The organism is Streptomyces sp. NPDC037301, from assembly GCF_055602785.1.
In genome coordinates this window covers 205,823-220,800 of record NZ_JBVJWD010000003.1, presented here as the reverse complement: position 1 = coordinate 220,800, position 14,978 = coordinate 205,823, and the positions used below count along the sequence as shown (strand labels likewise).

Here is a 14,978-nt window from a genome sequence, read left to right as displayed (position 1 = left end):
AAAAGCTTTTAAGGCTTTGAAGAGAAGAAACTTCCCAACCCCGCCCCCTACCCCGGTCTCACACAGGGGCACACACGGGCCCCGTCACCCACACGGGTGAGATCACCAACTCGGCTGGATTTTCGCCCGGTTGGCAGGCATATGCTCGCCCCCACAACCCCAGACATGCGTCGGCCCCCGGCCGGGACTCGCAATCCCGATCGAGGGCCTGACCACCGAGGAAGAAGAGCCTTCCCGATGGATACCCAGCAGGTTAGCGCGCCCTCGCGCGCCCCGTCTCCCGTTCGCGGGGACGCCACGCCCTCGTCCGGCGTCATGCACATCAACTCCCGTCACACCAGCCACTTCACCGTGGTCGGCAACCACCTCGCCCAGCACCGCGAGCTCTCCCTCCTCGCGATCGGCCTCGCCACCCACATCCAGTCGCTCCCCGCCGGGACGAAGGTCGGGATCAAACCTCTCACCGAACGCTTCCCGGACAGCGAAGCCCGCATCGCCGCCGCACTACGCGAACTGGAAACCCACGGCTACCTGCGCCGCACCCGCGAACGCCTTCCCAACGGCCGCGTCATCACCCGTACCTGCTCCTACAACCAGCCGGGCTCCACCAACGCCCGCCCCGTCACTGCACCCAAACGACGCCCCAAGCCCAGCCACCCAGCCCCGGCCCCGGTGGCCCCAGCCCCCGCACCCCCGCCACCCGAGCAGCCGCCCCACATCCCCGCCCGCACCGCACCCAAACCCCCACCCCCGCCACTACCCCAACCCGACAACCCCCTCCCCCAACGCCACCACGCCGCCATCACCCTCCTCGCCGACCTCCACCACAACACACCCCAACTCACCCTCACCGAACGCAACATCCACGACCTCGCCCCCGCCGTGGCCACCTGGTTCGAACGAGGCGCCACACCCACCACCATCCGCCACACCCTCACCAACGACCTCCCCCACCCCCTCAGACACCCCGCCAAACTCCTCCGCCACCGCCTCACCCACCTCCTCCCACCCCCAACCACCCCCACCCACCAACCCACCCCACTCCAGAACTGCGACCACTGCGACCGCGCCTTCCGCTCCCCCACCCCCGGCAACTGCCACGACTGCGAGAGCGGGCTGACGGCGGCCGCCACCTCACGGGCCTGGACGGCTTCCAGATCCGCGTCGAGCCCACGCTCCACAAGGGCCTCACAGCGGACCGCCTGGCCGTGATCGACGCGGGCGTACCGCCCTCGGCAAGGATCCACATGCCGCCCCGCGACCCGGAGCGCATCCCCCGCCCGCAACGGCAGGGCGGCCGCCCGGGCGGCAAACCTCGGTCCAAGGGCGCACGGCTGGCCCGGACGGTCCTCCTCTGGCTGTCCGGCATCGCGACAACGATCTGGGGCCTGATCGCCACGGTGGCCATGCTCATGGAGCTGGAGGAACCGAACCCGGACGCGGTCACGATCATCCTGATCTGGCTGCTGATCGTCCCGCCGCTGGTCCTGCTCATCGCCCTGCGCAGGGGCCGCGGCAAGCGGGACGGCTGACCCCGCGGCTCGCGACCGGTCGACACCGACATGGCGCAGGACCGGCGCACCGGAGTCCTCGCGCCAAGGCGCTCCGTATCCTGTGAACCTTTCCGAGCCCTGCGGGCAACAAGGGGTGACACGCGCACCCGCCGAGCCCCCAGGAGCCGATGTGACCGGACCACCAGCCAGTCCCGAGGACGATGCCGAGGTCGTCGCGCAGTCGCTGGAGCATCCCGAGATCTTCGCCGGGCTCTACGACCGCCACGCCCCGGACATCCACCGCTATGCCGCCCGCCGCCTCGGGGAGGGCGCGGCGGACGACATCACGGCGGAGACCTTTCTCATCGCCTTCCGCTCCCGGCTCCGTTACGACAGCACGCATCGCAACGCCCGCCCCTGGCTGTACGGCATCGCCGCGAACCTCATCGGCAAGCAGCGGCGCAGCGAGGAGAGGGGACTGCGGGCCCTGGCCCGTACCGGTCAGGACCCGGTGGCCGCGTCCTGGAGCGACCGCTCCGACGACCGGATCGCCGCCCAGGCGCCGCTGGCCGGGGCGCTCGCCTCGCTCTCGCCCGGCGACCGCCATGTGCTGCTGCTCGTCGCCTGGGCCGACCTCGGGTACCAGGAGGTCGCCGAGGCGCTGGGCATCCCGCTCGGCACCGTGCGGTCCCGGCTCAATCGCGCCCGCCGCAAGGTCCGTGAGGCGCTCGACATGGATCCCTCGTTCACGCCCGACGTCATGGAGCTGACCCCGTCATGGACGAAATGACCCAGCTGCGGGAGCTGCGCGCGGACGCGCCTGTTCCCGACCGTTCCGCACTCGCTCCGGGCCGGATGCGGCTCACGGAGACCGTCGCCTCGGGCCGCCGTGTCCGCCGGCTGAAGGCAGACTGGCGGATCGCCTCGATCGGTGCGGCAGCGGCGATCACCGTGGCTGCCGTGCTCGGCACCCAGCTCGTCGATGCCGCCGCCCCCGACCGCTCCGGACCCGCTGCGACCACCGGAACTCTGCGGCTGAGCAGCCCGGTCGAGGTGCTGAACCGGGCCGCCGACGCACTGGAGAAGCAGCAGGCGGCCCCGGAGCCGCGCGACGACCAGTGGATCTACACCAGGACCAGGATGGCCGCACCGGAGCGCACCGGGGGCTCGCCCGCCGTGAGCTTCACGTACGACCCCGACTCCTGGGTCCCGTACGACAACTCCGCTGCGGCGAAGAACGGCAAGGACGACGACTACCGCACGTCCCGCCAGATCTACCGGGCCGCCAATGAGCTGCCCGACGACCCGGAGCGCCTGTTGGAGAAGGTCCGTTCGTTCTATCCGACGGGCCACACCGCCGAGAGCCCGCCCGAGCCCGAGGCCGTGCACAGCTTCCGCGCGATGGGGCTGATGGTCGAGGCCTACCCGATCGCGCCCCGCGCCCTCGCCCGCGTCTACCGGGCGCTGGCCACCGTCCCCGGGGTTCACGTCACCGACCACCTGGTGAAGGACGCGGCCGGGCGCGAGGTCATCGCCATCACCCGGAAGGAGGACGGCACGCACCAGCAGCGCGAGATCCTCATCGACCCGACCACCTTCGGTTATGCCGGACAGCGGTTCGTGGTCACCGAGGACTACACGTACCGGCTCTCCTCCGGCAAGTCGAAACTGCCGCCGGAGAAGTTCAAGGCCGGCCAGATCACGCTGAGCGAAGCCCGGGTCGAGGCCGCCGTCGTCGACGCCAAGGGCGAGAAGCCCTGACGCCACCAGGGCCGCGAACCGGGGTCGGTGCCCGCCACAGGGGTGCGGGCACCGGCCCCTGCCGTCGGCGGCGGATACCCGCGGGGGCATCATGTCGCTGCCGGACATCAGCCCGCCGGCCGAGAACCCAGAGGTGAGAGCGCATGTCCAGCGCCGAGGGACCAGCCGCACCGACACGCCCGCCATGGGACCTCCGGCCTTCTCAGCCGGCTCCCTGGCCGCCTCCGCCCCATCCACCGAAGCGCCGGATGTCGAGCAGGACCGCGGTCGTGCTGGGGCTGTGCATCGGTGCGAGCCTCGTGGTGCTCGTCCCCGTGGGCCTGTTCACCCTGCTGTTCGTCCTGCGCTACGTGAACATCCCGCCGGAGCCGGACGGTCCCCCGCTCGTACTGACGAGCAGCCGGCTGCAGGGGACCTGGCGGGACGACCGGGGCGGGCAGCTCGTCTTCGCCGACGACGGCACCTTCAGCGCCACGGACGCCTGCGGCGACTACTCGGACGCCGCCACCGACACCAGTTCCGGATTCGGTTTCCCCTCCGCCATGACCGGCACCGGAACCTGGGAGTCGGGTGTGTCCGAGTACGAAGGCAACGCGACGTCGGTGTCCATCGAGTTCGCCCCCGGCGACGTCAGTGGCGAACTCACTGCCAGGGGCAAGGCCGATTCCGCCTTCCTGTGGACCTTCATCGGTGACCCCGACAGCGGAGAACTCTGTGTGCTGAGGAAAGTGAACACCCAGCCGTAATCGGTATCGGCAGCCCGGAACGAGCACCGCCCCCACGTGACCGACCCCACCCCCCACTCCGTTGAAACTCCCGCAACAATGAACACGTGATCACTTCGCCGCCACGGAGCACCCACCGACGCACCGAGCACGCGTCGACGCCGTACGTCGACCTGTCCCGCGCCGAGTGGAGCGCCCTGCGCGACAAGACTCCGCTGCCGCTGACCGCCGACGAGGTGGAGCAGCTGCGCGGACTGGGCGACGTCATCGACCTCGACGAGGTACGGGACGTCTATCTGCCGCTCTCCCGGCTCCTCAACCTCTATGTCCAGGCCACCTCGGGCCTGCGCGGCGCCCTGAACACCTTCCTCGGGGATGCAGGCAACGGGCACGGTGCGCAGCGGGGCACGCCGTTCGTCATAGGGGTCGCGGGCAGCGTCGCGGTGGGCAAGTCCACCAGCGCCCGTATCCTCCAGGCGCTGCTGGCCCGCTGGCCCGAGCATCCCCGGGTGGAGCTCGTCACCACGGACGGGTTCCTGCTGCCTATGAAGGAGCTCCAGTCGCGCGGGCTGATGTCGCGCAAGGGGTTCCCCGAGTCGTACGACCGGCGCGCCCTGACCCGCTTCGTCGCCGATATCAAGGCCGGCAAGGACGAGGTGACGGCGCCCGTCTACTCGCATCTGATCTACGACATCGTGCCGGGCGAGCGGCTCACCGTACGCCGCCCCGACATCCTGATCGTCGAGGGGCTCAACGTGCTTCAGCCCGCGCTGCCCGGCAAGGACGGGCGGACCAGGGTCGGGCTCGCCGACTACTTCGACTTCAGTGTGTACGTGGACGCGCGGACCGAGGACATCGAGACCTGGTATCTCAACCGGTTCCGGAAACTGCGCGAGACGGCGTTCCAGAACCCGTTCTCGTACTTCCGCAAGTACACCCAGGTCTCCGAGGAGGAGGCCATGGAGTACGCGGCGACGATGTGGCGGACCATCAACAAGCCCAACCTGGTGGAGAATGTCGCGCCCACCCGGGGCCGTGCCACTCTGGTGCTGCGCAAGGGGCCGGACCACAAGGTCCAGCGGCTGTCCCTGCGCAAACTCTGATCCTCCGAGCCTCCTGGGAGTGGCCGCGTGCTGCATCTGCGCCTGATCGTCCCCGCCGACCGTACGGACGAGGTGGTGCACCTGCTGGAGAGCACCGTCGGTACGACGCATCTCGTTGTGATGTCCGGGGTCGCCCGTGACCCGGCGGGCGACGTGGTGCTGTGCGATGTGGCCCGCGAGGCGGGCGACGAGCTGATCGGCGCGCTGCGCAGGCTCGGTATCGACAAGTCCGGTTCGATCACCGTCGAGAACATGGACCTGACTCTCTCCGCGCATGCCGACAGGGCCGAGGAGGAGGCGCCGGGCGAGGGCGCGGACGCGGTGCTGTGGGAGGAGCTGACGGAGGCGACCCACGAGGAGTCGACGTTCAGCGTCACCTATGTGGCATTCCTCGCGGTCGCGACGATGCTCGCCGCCTGCGGTGTGATGCTCGACAACGCGATCCTGATCGTGGGCGCGATGGCGGTCGGTCCGGAGTTCGGGCCGCTGGCCGGGATCTCCACGGCCCTGGTGCAGCGCGCTCCGCGACTGGTGTGGCGGTCGCTGGTGGCGCTGATCTGCGGCTTCGCCGTCGCGATGATACTGACCGCCGGGTTCGCCTGGCTGATGGACGCCTTCGGGCTGTTCAACCGCTCGATGATCGGGGCGGCCCGGCCCAACACTGCGTTCATCTGGAAGCCGGACGCGATGTCGTTCGTGGTGGCGTTCCTGGCCGGGATCGCCGGGACGCTCTCGCTCACCTCGGCGAAGTCCGGCGCGCTGATCGGGGTCGCCATCTCGGTGACCACCGTGCCGGCCGCGGCCAATGCCGCGGTGGCATTCAGCTACAGCGACTACAGCCAGATGTCGGGCTCAACGGCCCAGCTGCTGGCGAACCTCGGCGGGATCGTGGTCGCGGGAACGTTGACGCTGCTGGTCCAGAAGGCCCTGTGGGCGGCGCATCGCCGCCGGACGGGCCATGTTGCGAGCCCGTCCGGCGAATAGCGAGCGGCACGGCCGACACAACCGGACCCGTCCGACGAACGGTCCCGCCGAGCCGGGACCTGCCGAGCCCGCACCAGCCGACTCCGGCCCGGTCGAGCCCCGACAACCGAGCCCGGCCCAGCCGACTACAGGCCGGCCGGGCCCGGACTAACCGAGTGCGGACTTCACCACATCGGCCAGCCGCTCGGCGACCGCCCGCGCCTGGTCGATGTCGGCCGCCTCGACCATGACCCGTACCAGCGGCTCCGTGCCCGACTGACGCAGCAGTACGCGCCCGGCGGAGCCCAGCTCGCGCTCGGCCTCGGCGACCGCCGCGGCCAGCTCCGGGGAGGTCCCGACCCGGGACTTGTCGACGTCGGGGACGTTGATCAGCAGCTGGGGCAGCCGCTGCATGACCCCGGCCAGCTCGGCGAGCGTACGGCCGGTGGCCGCGACCCGGGCCGCCAGCATCAGGCCGGTCAGCGTGCCGTCGCCGGTCGTGGCGTGGTCCAGGACGATGACATGACCGGACTGCTCGCCGCCCAGCGCGTAGCCCTCGGCCCTCATCGACTCCAGTACGTAACGGTCGCCGACGGCGGTCTGGACGAGCTGGATGCCCTCCCGCTCCATCGCGATCTTGAAGCCGAGGTTGGACATGACCGTGCCGACCACGGTGTCCTTGCGCAACTGCCCGGCCTCGCGCATGGCGAGGGCGAGCACGGCCAGGATCTGGTCGCCGTCGACCTCCGCGCCCGTGGCGTCCACGGCGAGGCAGCGGTCGGCGTCGCCGTCGTGCGCGATGCCGAGGTCGGCGCCGTGCTCGACGACTGCGGCCTTCAGCAGATCCAGGTGGGTGGAGCCGCAGCCGTCGTTGATGTTCAGACCGTCCGGATCGGCACCGATCGTGATCACCTCGGCGCCGGCCCGCGCGAAGGCCTCGGGCGAGACCCGGGAGGCCGCGCCGTGTGCCTCGTCGAGGACGACCTTCAGCCCGTCGAGCCGGTTCGGAAGGACGGCGATGAGATGGGCGACGTACCGGTCGAAGCCCTCGGCGTAGTCGGTGACCCGGCCCACCCCGGCGCCCGTCGGACGCGCCCAGGGCTCACCGGTGCGGTGCTGCTCGTAGACCGTCTCGATCCGGTCCTCCAGCTCGTCGGCGAGCTTGTGACCGCCACGGGCGAAGAACTTGACACCGTTGTCCGGCATGGCGTTGTGGCTGGCGGAGAGCATCACACCGAGGTCGGCGCCCAGCGCGCCGGTGAGGTACGCCACCGCAGGGGTGGGCAGCACACCGACCCGCAGGACGTCCACGCCCGCACTGGCGAGGCCTGCCACGACGGCGGCCTCCAGGAACTCTCCGGACGCACGTGGGTCGCGTCCCACCACGGCTGTCGGCCGATGCCCTTCAAAGGTGCCCGCCTCGGCAAGCACATGCGCCGCAGCGACCGAGAGGCCGAGCGCCAGCTCAGCCGTCAGATCCGCATTGGCGACACCGCGCACACCGTCCGTGCCGAAGAGTCGTCCCACTGGTGTCCTCCGAAAATGCTCCGAAACCGCAAACCAAACCAAAGCAAACCGACGCAACGCAGCAACACGATGCGGCGCGTCCGTCGCCGGGCAGCGCAACACAACGCTGCGTATGCGAGCGTATGAACGTCTTATGCCGTTATACGCCCGAGGGTGCCGATAGACGAACGCCCCGGCAGCACGAGGTGTGCCGCCGGGGCGAACGTGTAAAGCAAACGAGCAGGCGGTTTAGCGCTTGCTGTACTGCGGGGCCTTGCGGGCCTTCTTGAGACCGGCCTTCTTGCGCTCGACCGCACGGTCGTCGCGGGAGAGGAAGCCGGCCTTCTTCAGCGGGGCGCGGTTGTTGTCCACGTCCGCCTCGTTCAGCGCACGGGCCACACCGAGGCGCAGGGCGCCGGCCTGACCCGAGACGCCGCCACCCGAGATGCGGGCGATGACGTCGTAGCGGTTGTCGAGCTCGAGCACCTTGAAGGGCTCGTTGACTTCCTGCTGGTGCACCTTGTTGGGGAAGTAGTCCTCAAGGGTGCGACCGTTGATCTTCCACTTGCCGGTGCCCGGAACGATCCGGACGCGGGCGATGGCGTTCTTCCGACGGCCAAGGCCGGCGGCGGGCTGCGGGTCGCCGAAGCGGGAAGCCAGCGACTCGCTGGTGTACTCGCCCTCGACGGGAACCTCGGACTCGAAGGTGGTCACCTCGGCGAAGACCTCTTCGCCCTCGGTGCCCTCGACGGGGTTCTCAACAGTGGTCTCGGCCACGATTCTCCTCAGATCTTTCTTTTGGTCTTAGGGGGAGGCCGGAACTACTGCGCGACCTGGGTGATCTCGAACGGGACCGGCTGCTGAGCAGCGTGCGGGTGCTGGTCGCCCGCGTAGACCTTGAGCTTCGAGAGCATCTGACGGCCCAGGCTGTTCTTGGGGATCATGCCCTTGATGGCCTTCTCGACAGCCTTCTCGGGGCTCTTGGCGAGCAGCTCGTCGTAACGGACGGAGCGGAGACCACCCGGGAACCCGGAGTGGCGGTACGCCATCTTCTGGGTCTTCTTGTTGCCGGAGAGGTGAACCTTCTCGGCGTTGATGATGATGACGAAGTCGCCCATGTCCATGTGGGGGGCGTAAATCGCCTTGTGCTTGCCGCGGAGGAGGTTCGCAGCCGTGGTGGCCAGACGACCCAGGACGATGTCCTGCGCGTCAATGATGTGCCACTGGCGCGTCACATCGCCGGGCTTGGGGCTGTACGTACGCACTTCGTAGCCTTCGCTTCTTCAGTGGATGAGGTCCAGACACATGGCACCCCTGAAGCGATCATGCAGCTGGGGCCCACAATGCCGGGAACGCTGTCCGTATGCGAGCCACTGGTAACTGCTCCAGAGAACCTACGTAAGGGCTCTTCGCGTGAGAACGACGAAGCCGATACGTATAACAACCCCCGACAGTACCCGCCCCGCCCGGGACGGGTCAAAACGCGCCGGCCCTACCGCTTCCGCTCGACCCTGCGCTCGTCCCAGACCGGCTCCGCGCTCTCCCGCACCACCCCGTCCGACCCGAACACCAGGTAGCGGTCGAACGACTTCGCGAACCACCGGTCGTGCGTGACGGCCATCACGGTCCCGTCGTACGCCTCGAGACCGTCCTGCAGCGCCTCCGCCGACTCCAGGTCCAGGTTGTCCGTCGGCTCGTCCAGCAGCAGCGCAGTGGTCCCCGCCAGCTCCAGCAGCAGGATCTGGAACCGCGCCTGCTGCCCGCCGGACAGCTTCTCGAAGGGCTGGTCCCCCTGCCGCTCGAGCTCGTACCGGCGCAGCACGGACATCGCCCCGCCGCGGTCCTTGGCGTGCTCGGTCCACAGGATCTCGACGAGCGTGTGGCCCAGCAGCTCCGGATGGGCGTGCGTCTGCGCGAAGTGACCCGGTACGACGCGCGCCCCGAGCTTCCACTCCCCCGTGTGCGCCACCGGCTCGCCCGCGAGCAGCCGCAGGAAATGCGACTTCCCGGAGCCGTTCGAGCCGAGGACGGCGACCCGCTCCCCGTAGAAGATCTCCAGGTCGAACGGCTTCATGAGCCCGGTCAGCTCCAGCCCCTTGCAGGTCACCGCCCGTACGCCGGTCCGGCCACCGCGCAGCCGCATCTTGATGTCCTGCTCGCGCGGCGGCTCCGGCGGGGGTCCCGCGTCCTCGAACTTCTTGAAGCGGGTCTGCATGGCCCGGTAGCGCGACGCCATGTCGGGGCTGATCGCCGCCTGCTGCCGAAGCCGGTGGACCAGCGCCTTCAGCCGGGCGTGCTCCTCCTCCCAGCGACGCAGCAGCTCCTCGAACCGCGCGAACCGGTCCTTGCGGGCCTGGTGGTACGTATCGAAACCGGCGCCGTGCACCCACACGTCGCTGCCCGCCGGGCTCGGCTCGACGCTGACGATCTTCTCCGCGGCCCGGGACAGCAGCTCCCGGTCGTGCGAGACGAAGAGGACCGTCTTACGGGTCTCCTTGAGCTTCCCCTCCAGCCACCGCTTGCCGGGCACGTCGAGGTAGTTGTCCGGCTCGTCGAGCAGCAGCACCTCGTCGGGCCCGCGCAGCAGCGCCTCCAGCACCAGCCGCTTCTGCTCACCGCCGGACAGCGTGCGCAGCTCGCGCCACTGCGCCTTCTCGTACGGGACACCGAGCGCGGCCATGGTGCACATGTCCCACACCGTCTCGGCCTCGTACCCACGGGCCTCCGCCCAGTCGCTCAGGGCCTGCGCGTACGCCATCTGCGCGGCCTCGTCGTCGACGGTGAGGATCAGCTCCTCGGCCTTGTCGACCGCCAGAGCCGCTTCCCGGATACGGGGCTGGGCGACGGAGACCAGCAGATCCCGGACCGTACGGTCGTCCCGCACGGAGCCCACGAACTGCTGCATCACCCCGAGCCCGCCGCTCACCGACACGGACCCGCCGTGCGGCTGGAGCTCCCCGGCGAGCAGCCTCAGCAACGTGGTCTTTCCGGCGCCGTTCGCCCCCACGAGGGCGACCACGGCCCCGTCCGCGACCCGGAACGAAGCATCGCCGAGCAGCACCCGCCCGTCCGGTAGGTAGTACTCCAGATGGCCTGCTTCAAGATGTCCCATGCACAGCATTGTCACGGGCCGCGAAGCCCTGGCCCAACCGGTTTATGTTCCGTCTAGGATTCGCCGCATGAGCTTTGGGCAAGGGGGGCCCTCCTGGGGGCCCGAGGGCACACAGACTCCGGACTGGGCAGCGCTGGCCGACGAGTCCGCCGCACGCAGCCGCCGCAAGAAGTGGCTGCTGATCGGCGGCGGCGTGCTCGCCACCGCGGTGGTCGGCGCGATCGTGGCGACGGCGGTCGTCTCGACCAGCAACCACGGCTCCACCGGCACCGGCAAGAACGCGAGCGAGCTCCCGGCGCCGACCGACCTGCCGAGCAGCACCGCCGAGCCCGAGCCGTCCTTCTCCTCGGTGGCACCGCCGCCCCCGCCGGACCCGAAGGACTACATATCCGACGTCAAGAAGGACCGGGCGCCGATCACCGTCGACGCGTTCTTCCCCGGCAAAAAGCTGACGATGGGCGACCGCGTCTACGTCAAGGGCGCTACCCAGCAGACGAAGAGCTGCGCCGCGACCACCAAGGGCGCACTCGGCTCGGTCCTCGTCAAGAACGGCTGCGACCAGGTCATCCGGGCCACGTACAGCAGGGACGGCGTCGCCGTCACCGTCGGCCTCGCGGTCTTCGGAACGGAGGCGCAGGCCAGGAGGGCGGCCCAGCAGGCCGGCGGCAGCATCGCCCCCCTGAGCGGCGCGGGTGTCCCGGCCTTCTGCCCCGCCGGATCGGTGTGCCGCCGTACCGCCAACTCCTACGGCCGCTATGCCTACTTCGCCTTCACCGGGTACACCAGCGGCAAGAACGTCACCACGGCCGACAAGAACGCCTACGCCACCGGGGACGACCTGACGAACTTCACATTCCGTCAGATCCGCCACCGCGGCGAGCTCCAGGCCTCGGCCGCGGCCACCGCACCCGCCGGCTGACCCGCCCGGGGGATCGCGTGCGTCTTCCGTTCCTTCTCACCCTGCCCCGGGTGCTGCGCCACAGTGCGGCCATCGGCGCCGACCTGCCGCTGGACGAGGCCGTGGTCGTCGACGCCCCGGACGCCGCACTCCGTACCGCCCTGACCTCGGCCACGGAGGGCGACCACGGCCCCGCTCGCGAACTGCTCGCCGCGACCCGTGAGCACACCCAGTGGGAGCTGAGGGACGGTTACGTGTCCCGTCTCGCCGAGGCCGCCCTGCACAACCCCGGCTGGCTGGACGCCTGGCTGGCCGGATCCCCCGAGGACCCGGACGCGGCTCTGGTCCGGGCGGACCTCTGTATCGACCGGGCCTGGGAGATCCGTACGGCAGAACGTGCCAAGCATGTCTCGCGCGAGCAGCTCCGGGCCTTCTTCGCGCTGCTGGAGGACGCGGCCCCGGTGATCGGCAGGGCGGCCGAGCTCAACCCCGCCGACCCCGTGCCGTGGCGCATCGCCCTGACCCACGCCAGAGGCAGCCAGGCCCCGCGCGATGTCTTCGACGAGTACTGGGCGCAGGCTCTGGCGCGCGACCCGCACCACTACGGATGCCATGCCGCGGCCCTGCAGTACCTGTGCGCGAAGTGGTGGGGTTCGCACGAGGAGATGTTCGGCTTCGCCGAGAGCGCGGCCGATACGGCCCCGCCCGGTTCGAAGCTGCACGCGCTGCCGCTGTCCGCGGCGCTGGAGTACGTGGTCGTGTCCCCCTCCCCCGGCACACCCGCCGGCCCCGACCCGTACGCGCCCCGCGTCGCGGCGGCGGTCGCCCGCGCACTGGACCTCTCGGCCGCGTACGAACCGGGCAGCCACGAGGCGGCCGGCTTCCGCAACCACCTGGCCCTGATGCTGCTGCGTACGGAGCGCTGGGACGAAGCGCTGGACGCGTTCCGCAGTATCGGCGCCCATGCCACCAAGTACCCCTGGGGGTACTTCGGCGACGACCCGCGCCAGGAGTTCCTGGAGACCCGCTCGGGCGTCCGTATCCAAGTGGCGACGCGGACCCCGTTCTTCGGCCGTCCCCCGCAGCCCCGCACGACCCCCGTCTGGACGCCGGGCGCTCCGTGCGCGGTCGCGATAGCCGCGGCCCGCCCGGCGGACGTGGCACAGGCGGCACTGATGTGCGGCGTCTCGCTCCGCACCGCCCCGGCCACCGCCACGCACACCTACGTCGAGGCCGTCCCGGAAGCCCGGCCCGCCAAACGCTCGGTCCTCTCCACGGAGGACCCGCTGACCACGGCGGCCGACAACTTCACCACCGGCGAGAAGTGGCCCACGCTGGTCCTGCGCCGCATGCCCGAGCGCTGCGGGCTCACCCTGTTCCTCAAGGGCAGGCCCCTGGCCACCCACGAGTGGAACGCCACGTCCCCGGCCCCCGACCACGCCACGGTCACCGCCACGGCCGAAGCCCTGTCCCGCGCCTTCGCCCTCGCCGACCCCCGCCCGCTGACCCACATCCTCCGCTCCACGGGCAACCCGCCCCGCCACCAGTCCGACCTGCTGGCAGCCCTGTCCCTGCCCCCGCTGCCCCCGGGCTTCGGCGATCGCCCGGAAGTCCTCGACACCCACCCCGACGCCCGGGTCCTCACCCGCCGCGGCCTGCTGGCCGGCATGCGGTCCACGATGACCGCCGAGGACGGCGAACATCCCTCGCCCCCGGACAGCCACGAGCCCCGCTCACCACGCTGGTGGCTGGTCCGCGTCCTGGCCCTGCTGCTGTTCACGGCGTCCGCGGTCCGCGGCTGGCTGGGTTCCGACGGCAGCCCGGTCGGCGCGACGGTGGTCACGATCTCGGCCCTGTATGTGGCGGCCCGGCTGACGGGCGCCTGGCGACAGCGGCGCCGGGCCGCCGGCGGAGCGGCACCGGCCCCCGAGTGAACGGGAATCCCGCCCGCGGCTCTCAGCAGCAGCCGCCCCCGGGAAGCGTGCGCATGTTGCGCGCCTCCTTGGAGCGGGCGGCCAGCAACTCGTCGGCCGGGTAAGCCACTTCCTCCAGCGTCAGCCCGTGCGGACGCACCACATGCACACCGGGATCCCGCAGCCGCGCCGCCAGCACCTGCGCGGGCCACTCGGCCGGGCGGCGCCCGTCCCCGACGAACAGCGCCGCCCCGATCAGCGCCCGCACCATGTTGTGGCAGAACGCATCGGCCTGCACGGTCGCCGTCATGATCCCGGACGCCTCGTCCCGTACCCAACTCAGCTTCTGCAGCGTACGGATGGTCGTCGCACCCTCGCGCTTCTTGCAGTACGCCGCGAAGTCGTGCTCCCCGACCATCCGGGCCGCCGCCTCGTTCATGGCGTCGACGTCCAACGGCCGGTCGTGCCACAGCACATGACCGCGCAACAGCGGATCCACCCCACCGGGACGATCGGCGACACGGTACGCATAACGACGCCACAGCGCCGAGAACCGGGCATTGAACCCGGCCGGAGCCTCCGCGATCCGCCAGATCCGTACATCGGGCGCCATCCGTCCGGCCATCCGCCGCAGCAGCTTGTCCGCGTGTTCGGCCCACACCTCGTCCGGCAGATCGACATGGGCGACCTGGCCCCGGGCATGCACCCCGGCATCGGTGCGCCCGGCGACGGTCAGGTCGTACGTCCGCGAGGACCGCGTCACGGTCCGCAGCGCATCCTCGATCTCCCCCTGGACGGTCCGCCTGCCGGTCTGCTTGGCCCAGCCGGAGAAGTCCTTGCCGTCGTACGCCAGGTCCAGCCGCACCCGTACGAAGCCGGGCTCTACCTCGTCACTCACCGAAGGATCCTTTTCTGCCAGTACATACGGAACGGGCCCGCACCGCCCCGAAGGGTGATGCGGGCCCGTCCAGTGGTCTCAGAACGCTCAGGCGTCCTTGGACTCCGCGTCGGCCTCGGCCGGCTTGGCGTCCTCGACGACCTCGGCCGGAGCCTCGTCCTTCTTGAGGGCGTCTTCCTTGACCGCACGCTTCGTGGCGGCCTCGGCCTCACCGGTGGCCTGCTGGGCCACGGTCAGCGCCTCGACCAGCTCGATGACCGCCATCGGGGCGTTGTCGCCACGACGGTTGCCGATCTTGGTGATGCGGGTGTAACCACCGGGGCGGTTCTCGTACCGCGGGGCGATCTCGGTGAAGAGCGTGTGCACGATGCCCTTGTCCGTGATCGACTGCAGCACCAGGCGACGGTTGTGGATGTCGCCCTTCTTCGCCTTGGTGATGAAACGCTCGGCGACCGGACGCAGGCGGCGGGCCTTGGCCTCGGTCGTGGTGATGCGGCCGTGCTCGAACAGCGCCTTCGCGAGGTTGATGAGAAGAAGCTTCTCGTGCGCAGCGCTGCCGCCCAGACGGGCACCCTTGGCGGGCTTCGGCATGGTTTTTCTCCTTGT

At 70.3% G+C, this 14,978-nt stretch carries 15 protein-coding genes; 9 read left to right on the top strand and 6 right to left on the bottom strand.

Annotation, left to right across the window (positions count from 1 at the left end; translation table 11 throughout):
• The first annotated feature begins 237 nt into the window (after positions 1-237).
• The 7 genes from ACZ7IB_RS07080 (at position 238) to ACZ7IB_RS07050 (ending at position 6,066) form a co-directional block, all read left to right on the top strand.
• Positions 238-1,212 (top strand): helix-turn-helix domain-containing protein, encoded by a 975-nt coding sequence (locus tag ACZ7IB_RS07080; protein WP_470909853.1) that lies wholly within the window; start codon positions 238-240, stop codon positions 1,210-1,212.
• A 35-nt stretch (positions 1,213-1,247) separates the two neighbouring features.
• On the top strand, positions 1,248-1,532 hold the full coding sequence (locus tag ACZ7IB_RS07075) for a hypothetical protein (RefSeq protein WP_470909852.1): 285 nt from the start codon (positions 1,248-1,250) through the stop codon (positions 1,530-1,532).
• Between the two features lie 151 nt (positions 1,533-1,683).
• Entirely contained in the window at positions 1,684-2,283 is a 600-nt protein-coding gene (locus ACZ7IB_RS07070) for an RNA polymerase sigma factor (protein ID WP_470909850.1), read from the top strand.
• Positions 2,271-3,254 (top strand): CU044_5270 family protein, encoded by a 984-nt coding sequence (locus ACZ7IB_RS07065; RefSeq protein ID WP_470909848.1) that lies wholly within the window; start codon positions 2,271-2,273, stop codon positions 3,252-3,254. Before ACZ7IB_RS07070 ends, ACZ7IB_RS07065 begins: the two co-directional genes overlap by 13 nt.
• Positions 3,255-3,502: 248 nt before the next feature.
• On the top strand, positions 3,503-4,000 hold the full coding sequence (locus ACZ7IB_RS07060) for a hypothetical protein (RefSeq protein WP_470909846.1): 498 nt from the start codon (positions 3,503-3,505) through the stop codon (positions 3,998-4,000).
• A gap of 86 nt (positions 4,001-4,086) precedes the next feature.
• A complete protein-coding gene (gene coaA, locus ACZ7IB_RS07055; protein ID WP_327273490.1) occupies positions 4,087-5,082 on the top strand; it encodes a type I pantothenate kinase in 996 nt (331 codons plus the stop codon).
• Between the two features lie 27 nt (positions 5,083-5,109).
• Positions 5,110-6,066 (top strand): DUF389 domain-containing protein, encoded by a 957-nt coding sequence (locus tag ACZ7IB_RS07050; protein WP_470909844.1) that lies wholly within the window; start codon positions 5,110-5,112, stop codon positions 6,064-6,066.
• A gap of 147 nt (positions 6,067-6,213) precedes the next feature.
• On the opposite strand, the gene glmM is transcribed toward ACZ7IB_RS07050, so the two are convergent.
• The 4 genes from glmM to ACZ7IB_RS07030 form a co-directional block, all read right to left on the bottom strand.
• On the bottom strand, positions 6,214-7,572 hold the full coding sequence (glmM, locus tag ACZ7IB_RS07045; RefSeq protein ID WP_470909842.1) for a phosphoglucosamine mutase: 1,359 nt from the start codon (positions 7,570-7,572) through the stop codon (positions 6,214-6,216).
• A gap of 228 nt (positions 7,573-7,800) precedes the next feature.
• Complete coding sequence (gene rpsI, locus ACZ7IB_RS07040) at positions 7,801-8,328, bottom strand: 30S ribosomal protein S9 (protein ID WP_030914197.1); 528 nt, start codon at positions 8,326-8,328, stop codon at positions 7,801-7,803.
• A gap of 44 nt (positions 8,329-8,372) precedes the next feature.
• Positions 8,373-8,816: a 50S ribosomal protein L13 gene (gene rplM, locus ACZ7IB_RS07035; protein ID WP_072486702.1), complete on the bottom strand. Its 444-nt coding sequence runs from the start codon at positions 8,814-8,816 to the stop codon at positions 8,373-8,375.
• Positions 8,817-9,043: 227 nt separating this feature from the next.
• Positions 9,044-10,672: an ABC-F family ATP-binding cassette domain-containing protein gene (locus ACZ7IB_RS07030; protein ID WP_470910435.1), complete on the bottom strand. Its 1,629-nt coding sequence runs from the start codon at positions 10,670-10,672 to the stop codon at positions 9,044-9,046.
• A 58-nt stretch (positions 10,673-10,730) separates the two neighbouring features.
• On the opposite strand from ACZ7IB_RS07030, the gene ACZ7IB_RS07025 reads away from it, so the two are divergent.
• Positions 10,731-11,582 carry a hypothetical protein gene (locus tag ACZ7IB_RS07025; RefSeq protein ID WP_470909839.1) on the top strand — a complete coding sequence of 284 codons (852 nt, stop codon included), beginning with the start codon at positions 10,731-10,733 and terminating at the stop codon, positions 11,580-11,582.
• 17 nt (positions 11,583-11,599) lie between these two features.
• On the top strand, positions 11,600-13,495 hold the full coding sequence (locus ACZ7IB_RS07020; RefSeq protein ID WP_470909837.1) for a hypothetical protein: 1,896 nt from the start codon (positions 11,600-11,602) through the stop codon (positions 13,493-13,495).
• A gap of 22 nt (positions 13,496-13,517) precedes the next feature.
• Here ACZ7IB_RS07020 and truA read toward each other — a convergent pair whose 3' ends face one another.
• Positions 13,518-14,372: a tRNA pseudouridine(38-40) synthase TruA gene (truA, locus tag ACZ7IB_RS07015; protein ID WP_470909835.1), complete on the bottom strand. Its 855-nt coding sequence runs from the start codon at positions 14,370-14,372 to the stop codon at positions 13,518-13,520.
• 87 nt (positions 14,373-14,459) lie between these two features.
• The gene (rplQ, locus tag ACZ7IB_RS07010) at positions 14,460-14,963 is read right to left on the bottom strand and encodes a 50S ribosomal protein L17 (protein ID WP_470909833.1); all 504 of its coding nucleotides are present in this window, start codon (positions 14,961-14,963) and stop codon (positions 14,460-14,462) included.
• Between the last annotated feature and the right edge of the window lie 15 nt (positions 14,964-14,978).

Bases quoted from the DNA above. Each gene is read 5' to 3' on its own strand.
- ACZ7IB_RS07080 (WP_470909853.1), top strand. From the start codon at position 238: ATGGATACCCAGCAGGTTAGCGCGCCCTCGCGCGCCCCGTCTCCCGTT.
- ACZ7IB_RS07075 (WP_470909852.1), top strand. From the start codon at position 1,248: ATGCCGCCCCGCGACCCGGAGCGCATCCCCCGCCCGCAACGGCAGGGC.
- ACZ7IB_RS07065 (WP_470909848.1), top strand. From the start codon at position 2,271: ATGGACGAAATGACCCAGCTGCGGGAGCTGCGCGCGGACGCGCCTGTT.
- ACZ7IB_RS07060 (WP_470909846.1), top strand. From the start codon at position 3,503: ATGTCGAGCAGGACCGCGGTCGTGCTGGGGCTGTGCATCGGTGCGAGC.
- ACZ7IB_RS07030 (WP_470910435.1), bottom strand. From the start codon at position 10,672: ATGCTGTGCATGGGACATCTTGAAGCAGGCCATCTGGAGTACTACCTA.
- ACZ7IB_RS07025 (WP_470909839.1), top strand. From the start codon at position 10,731: ATGAGCTTTGGGCAAGGGGGGCCCTCCTGGGGGCCCGAGGGCACACAG.
- rplQ (WP_470909833.1), bottom strand. From the start codon at position 14,963: ATGCCGAAGCCCGCCAAGGGTGCCCGTCTGGGCGGCAGCGCTGCGCAC.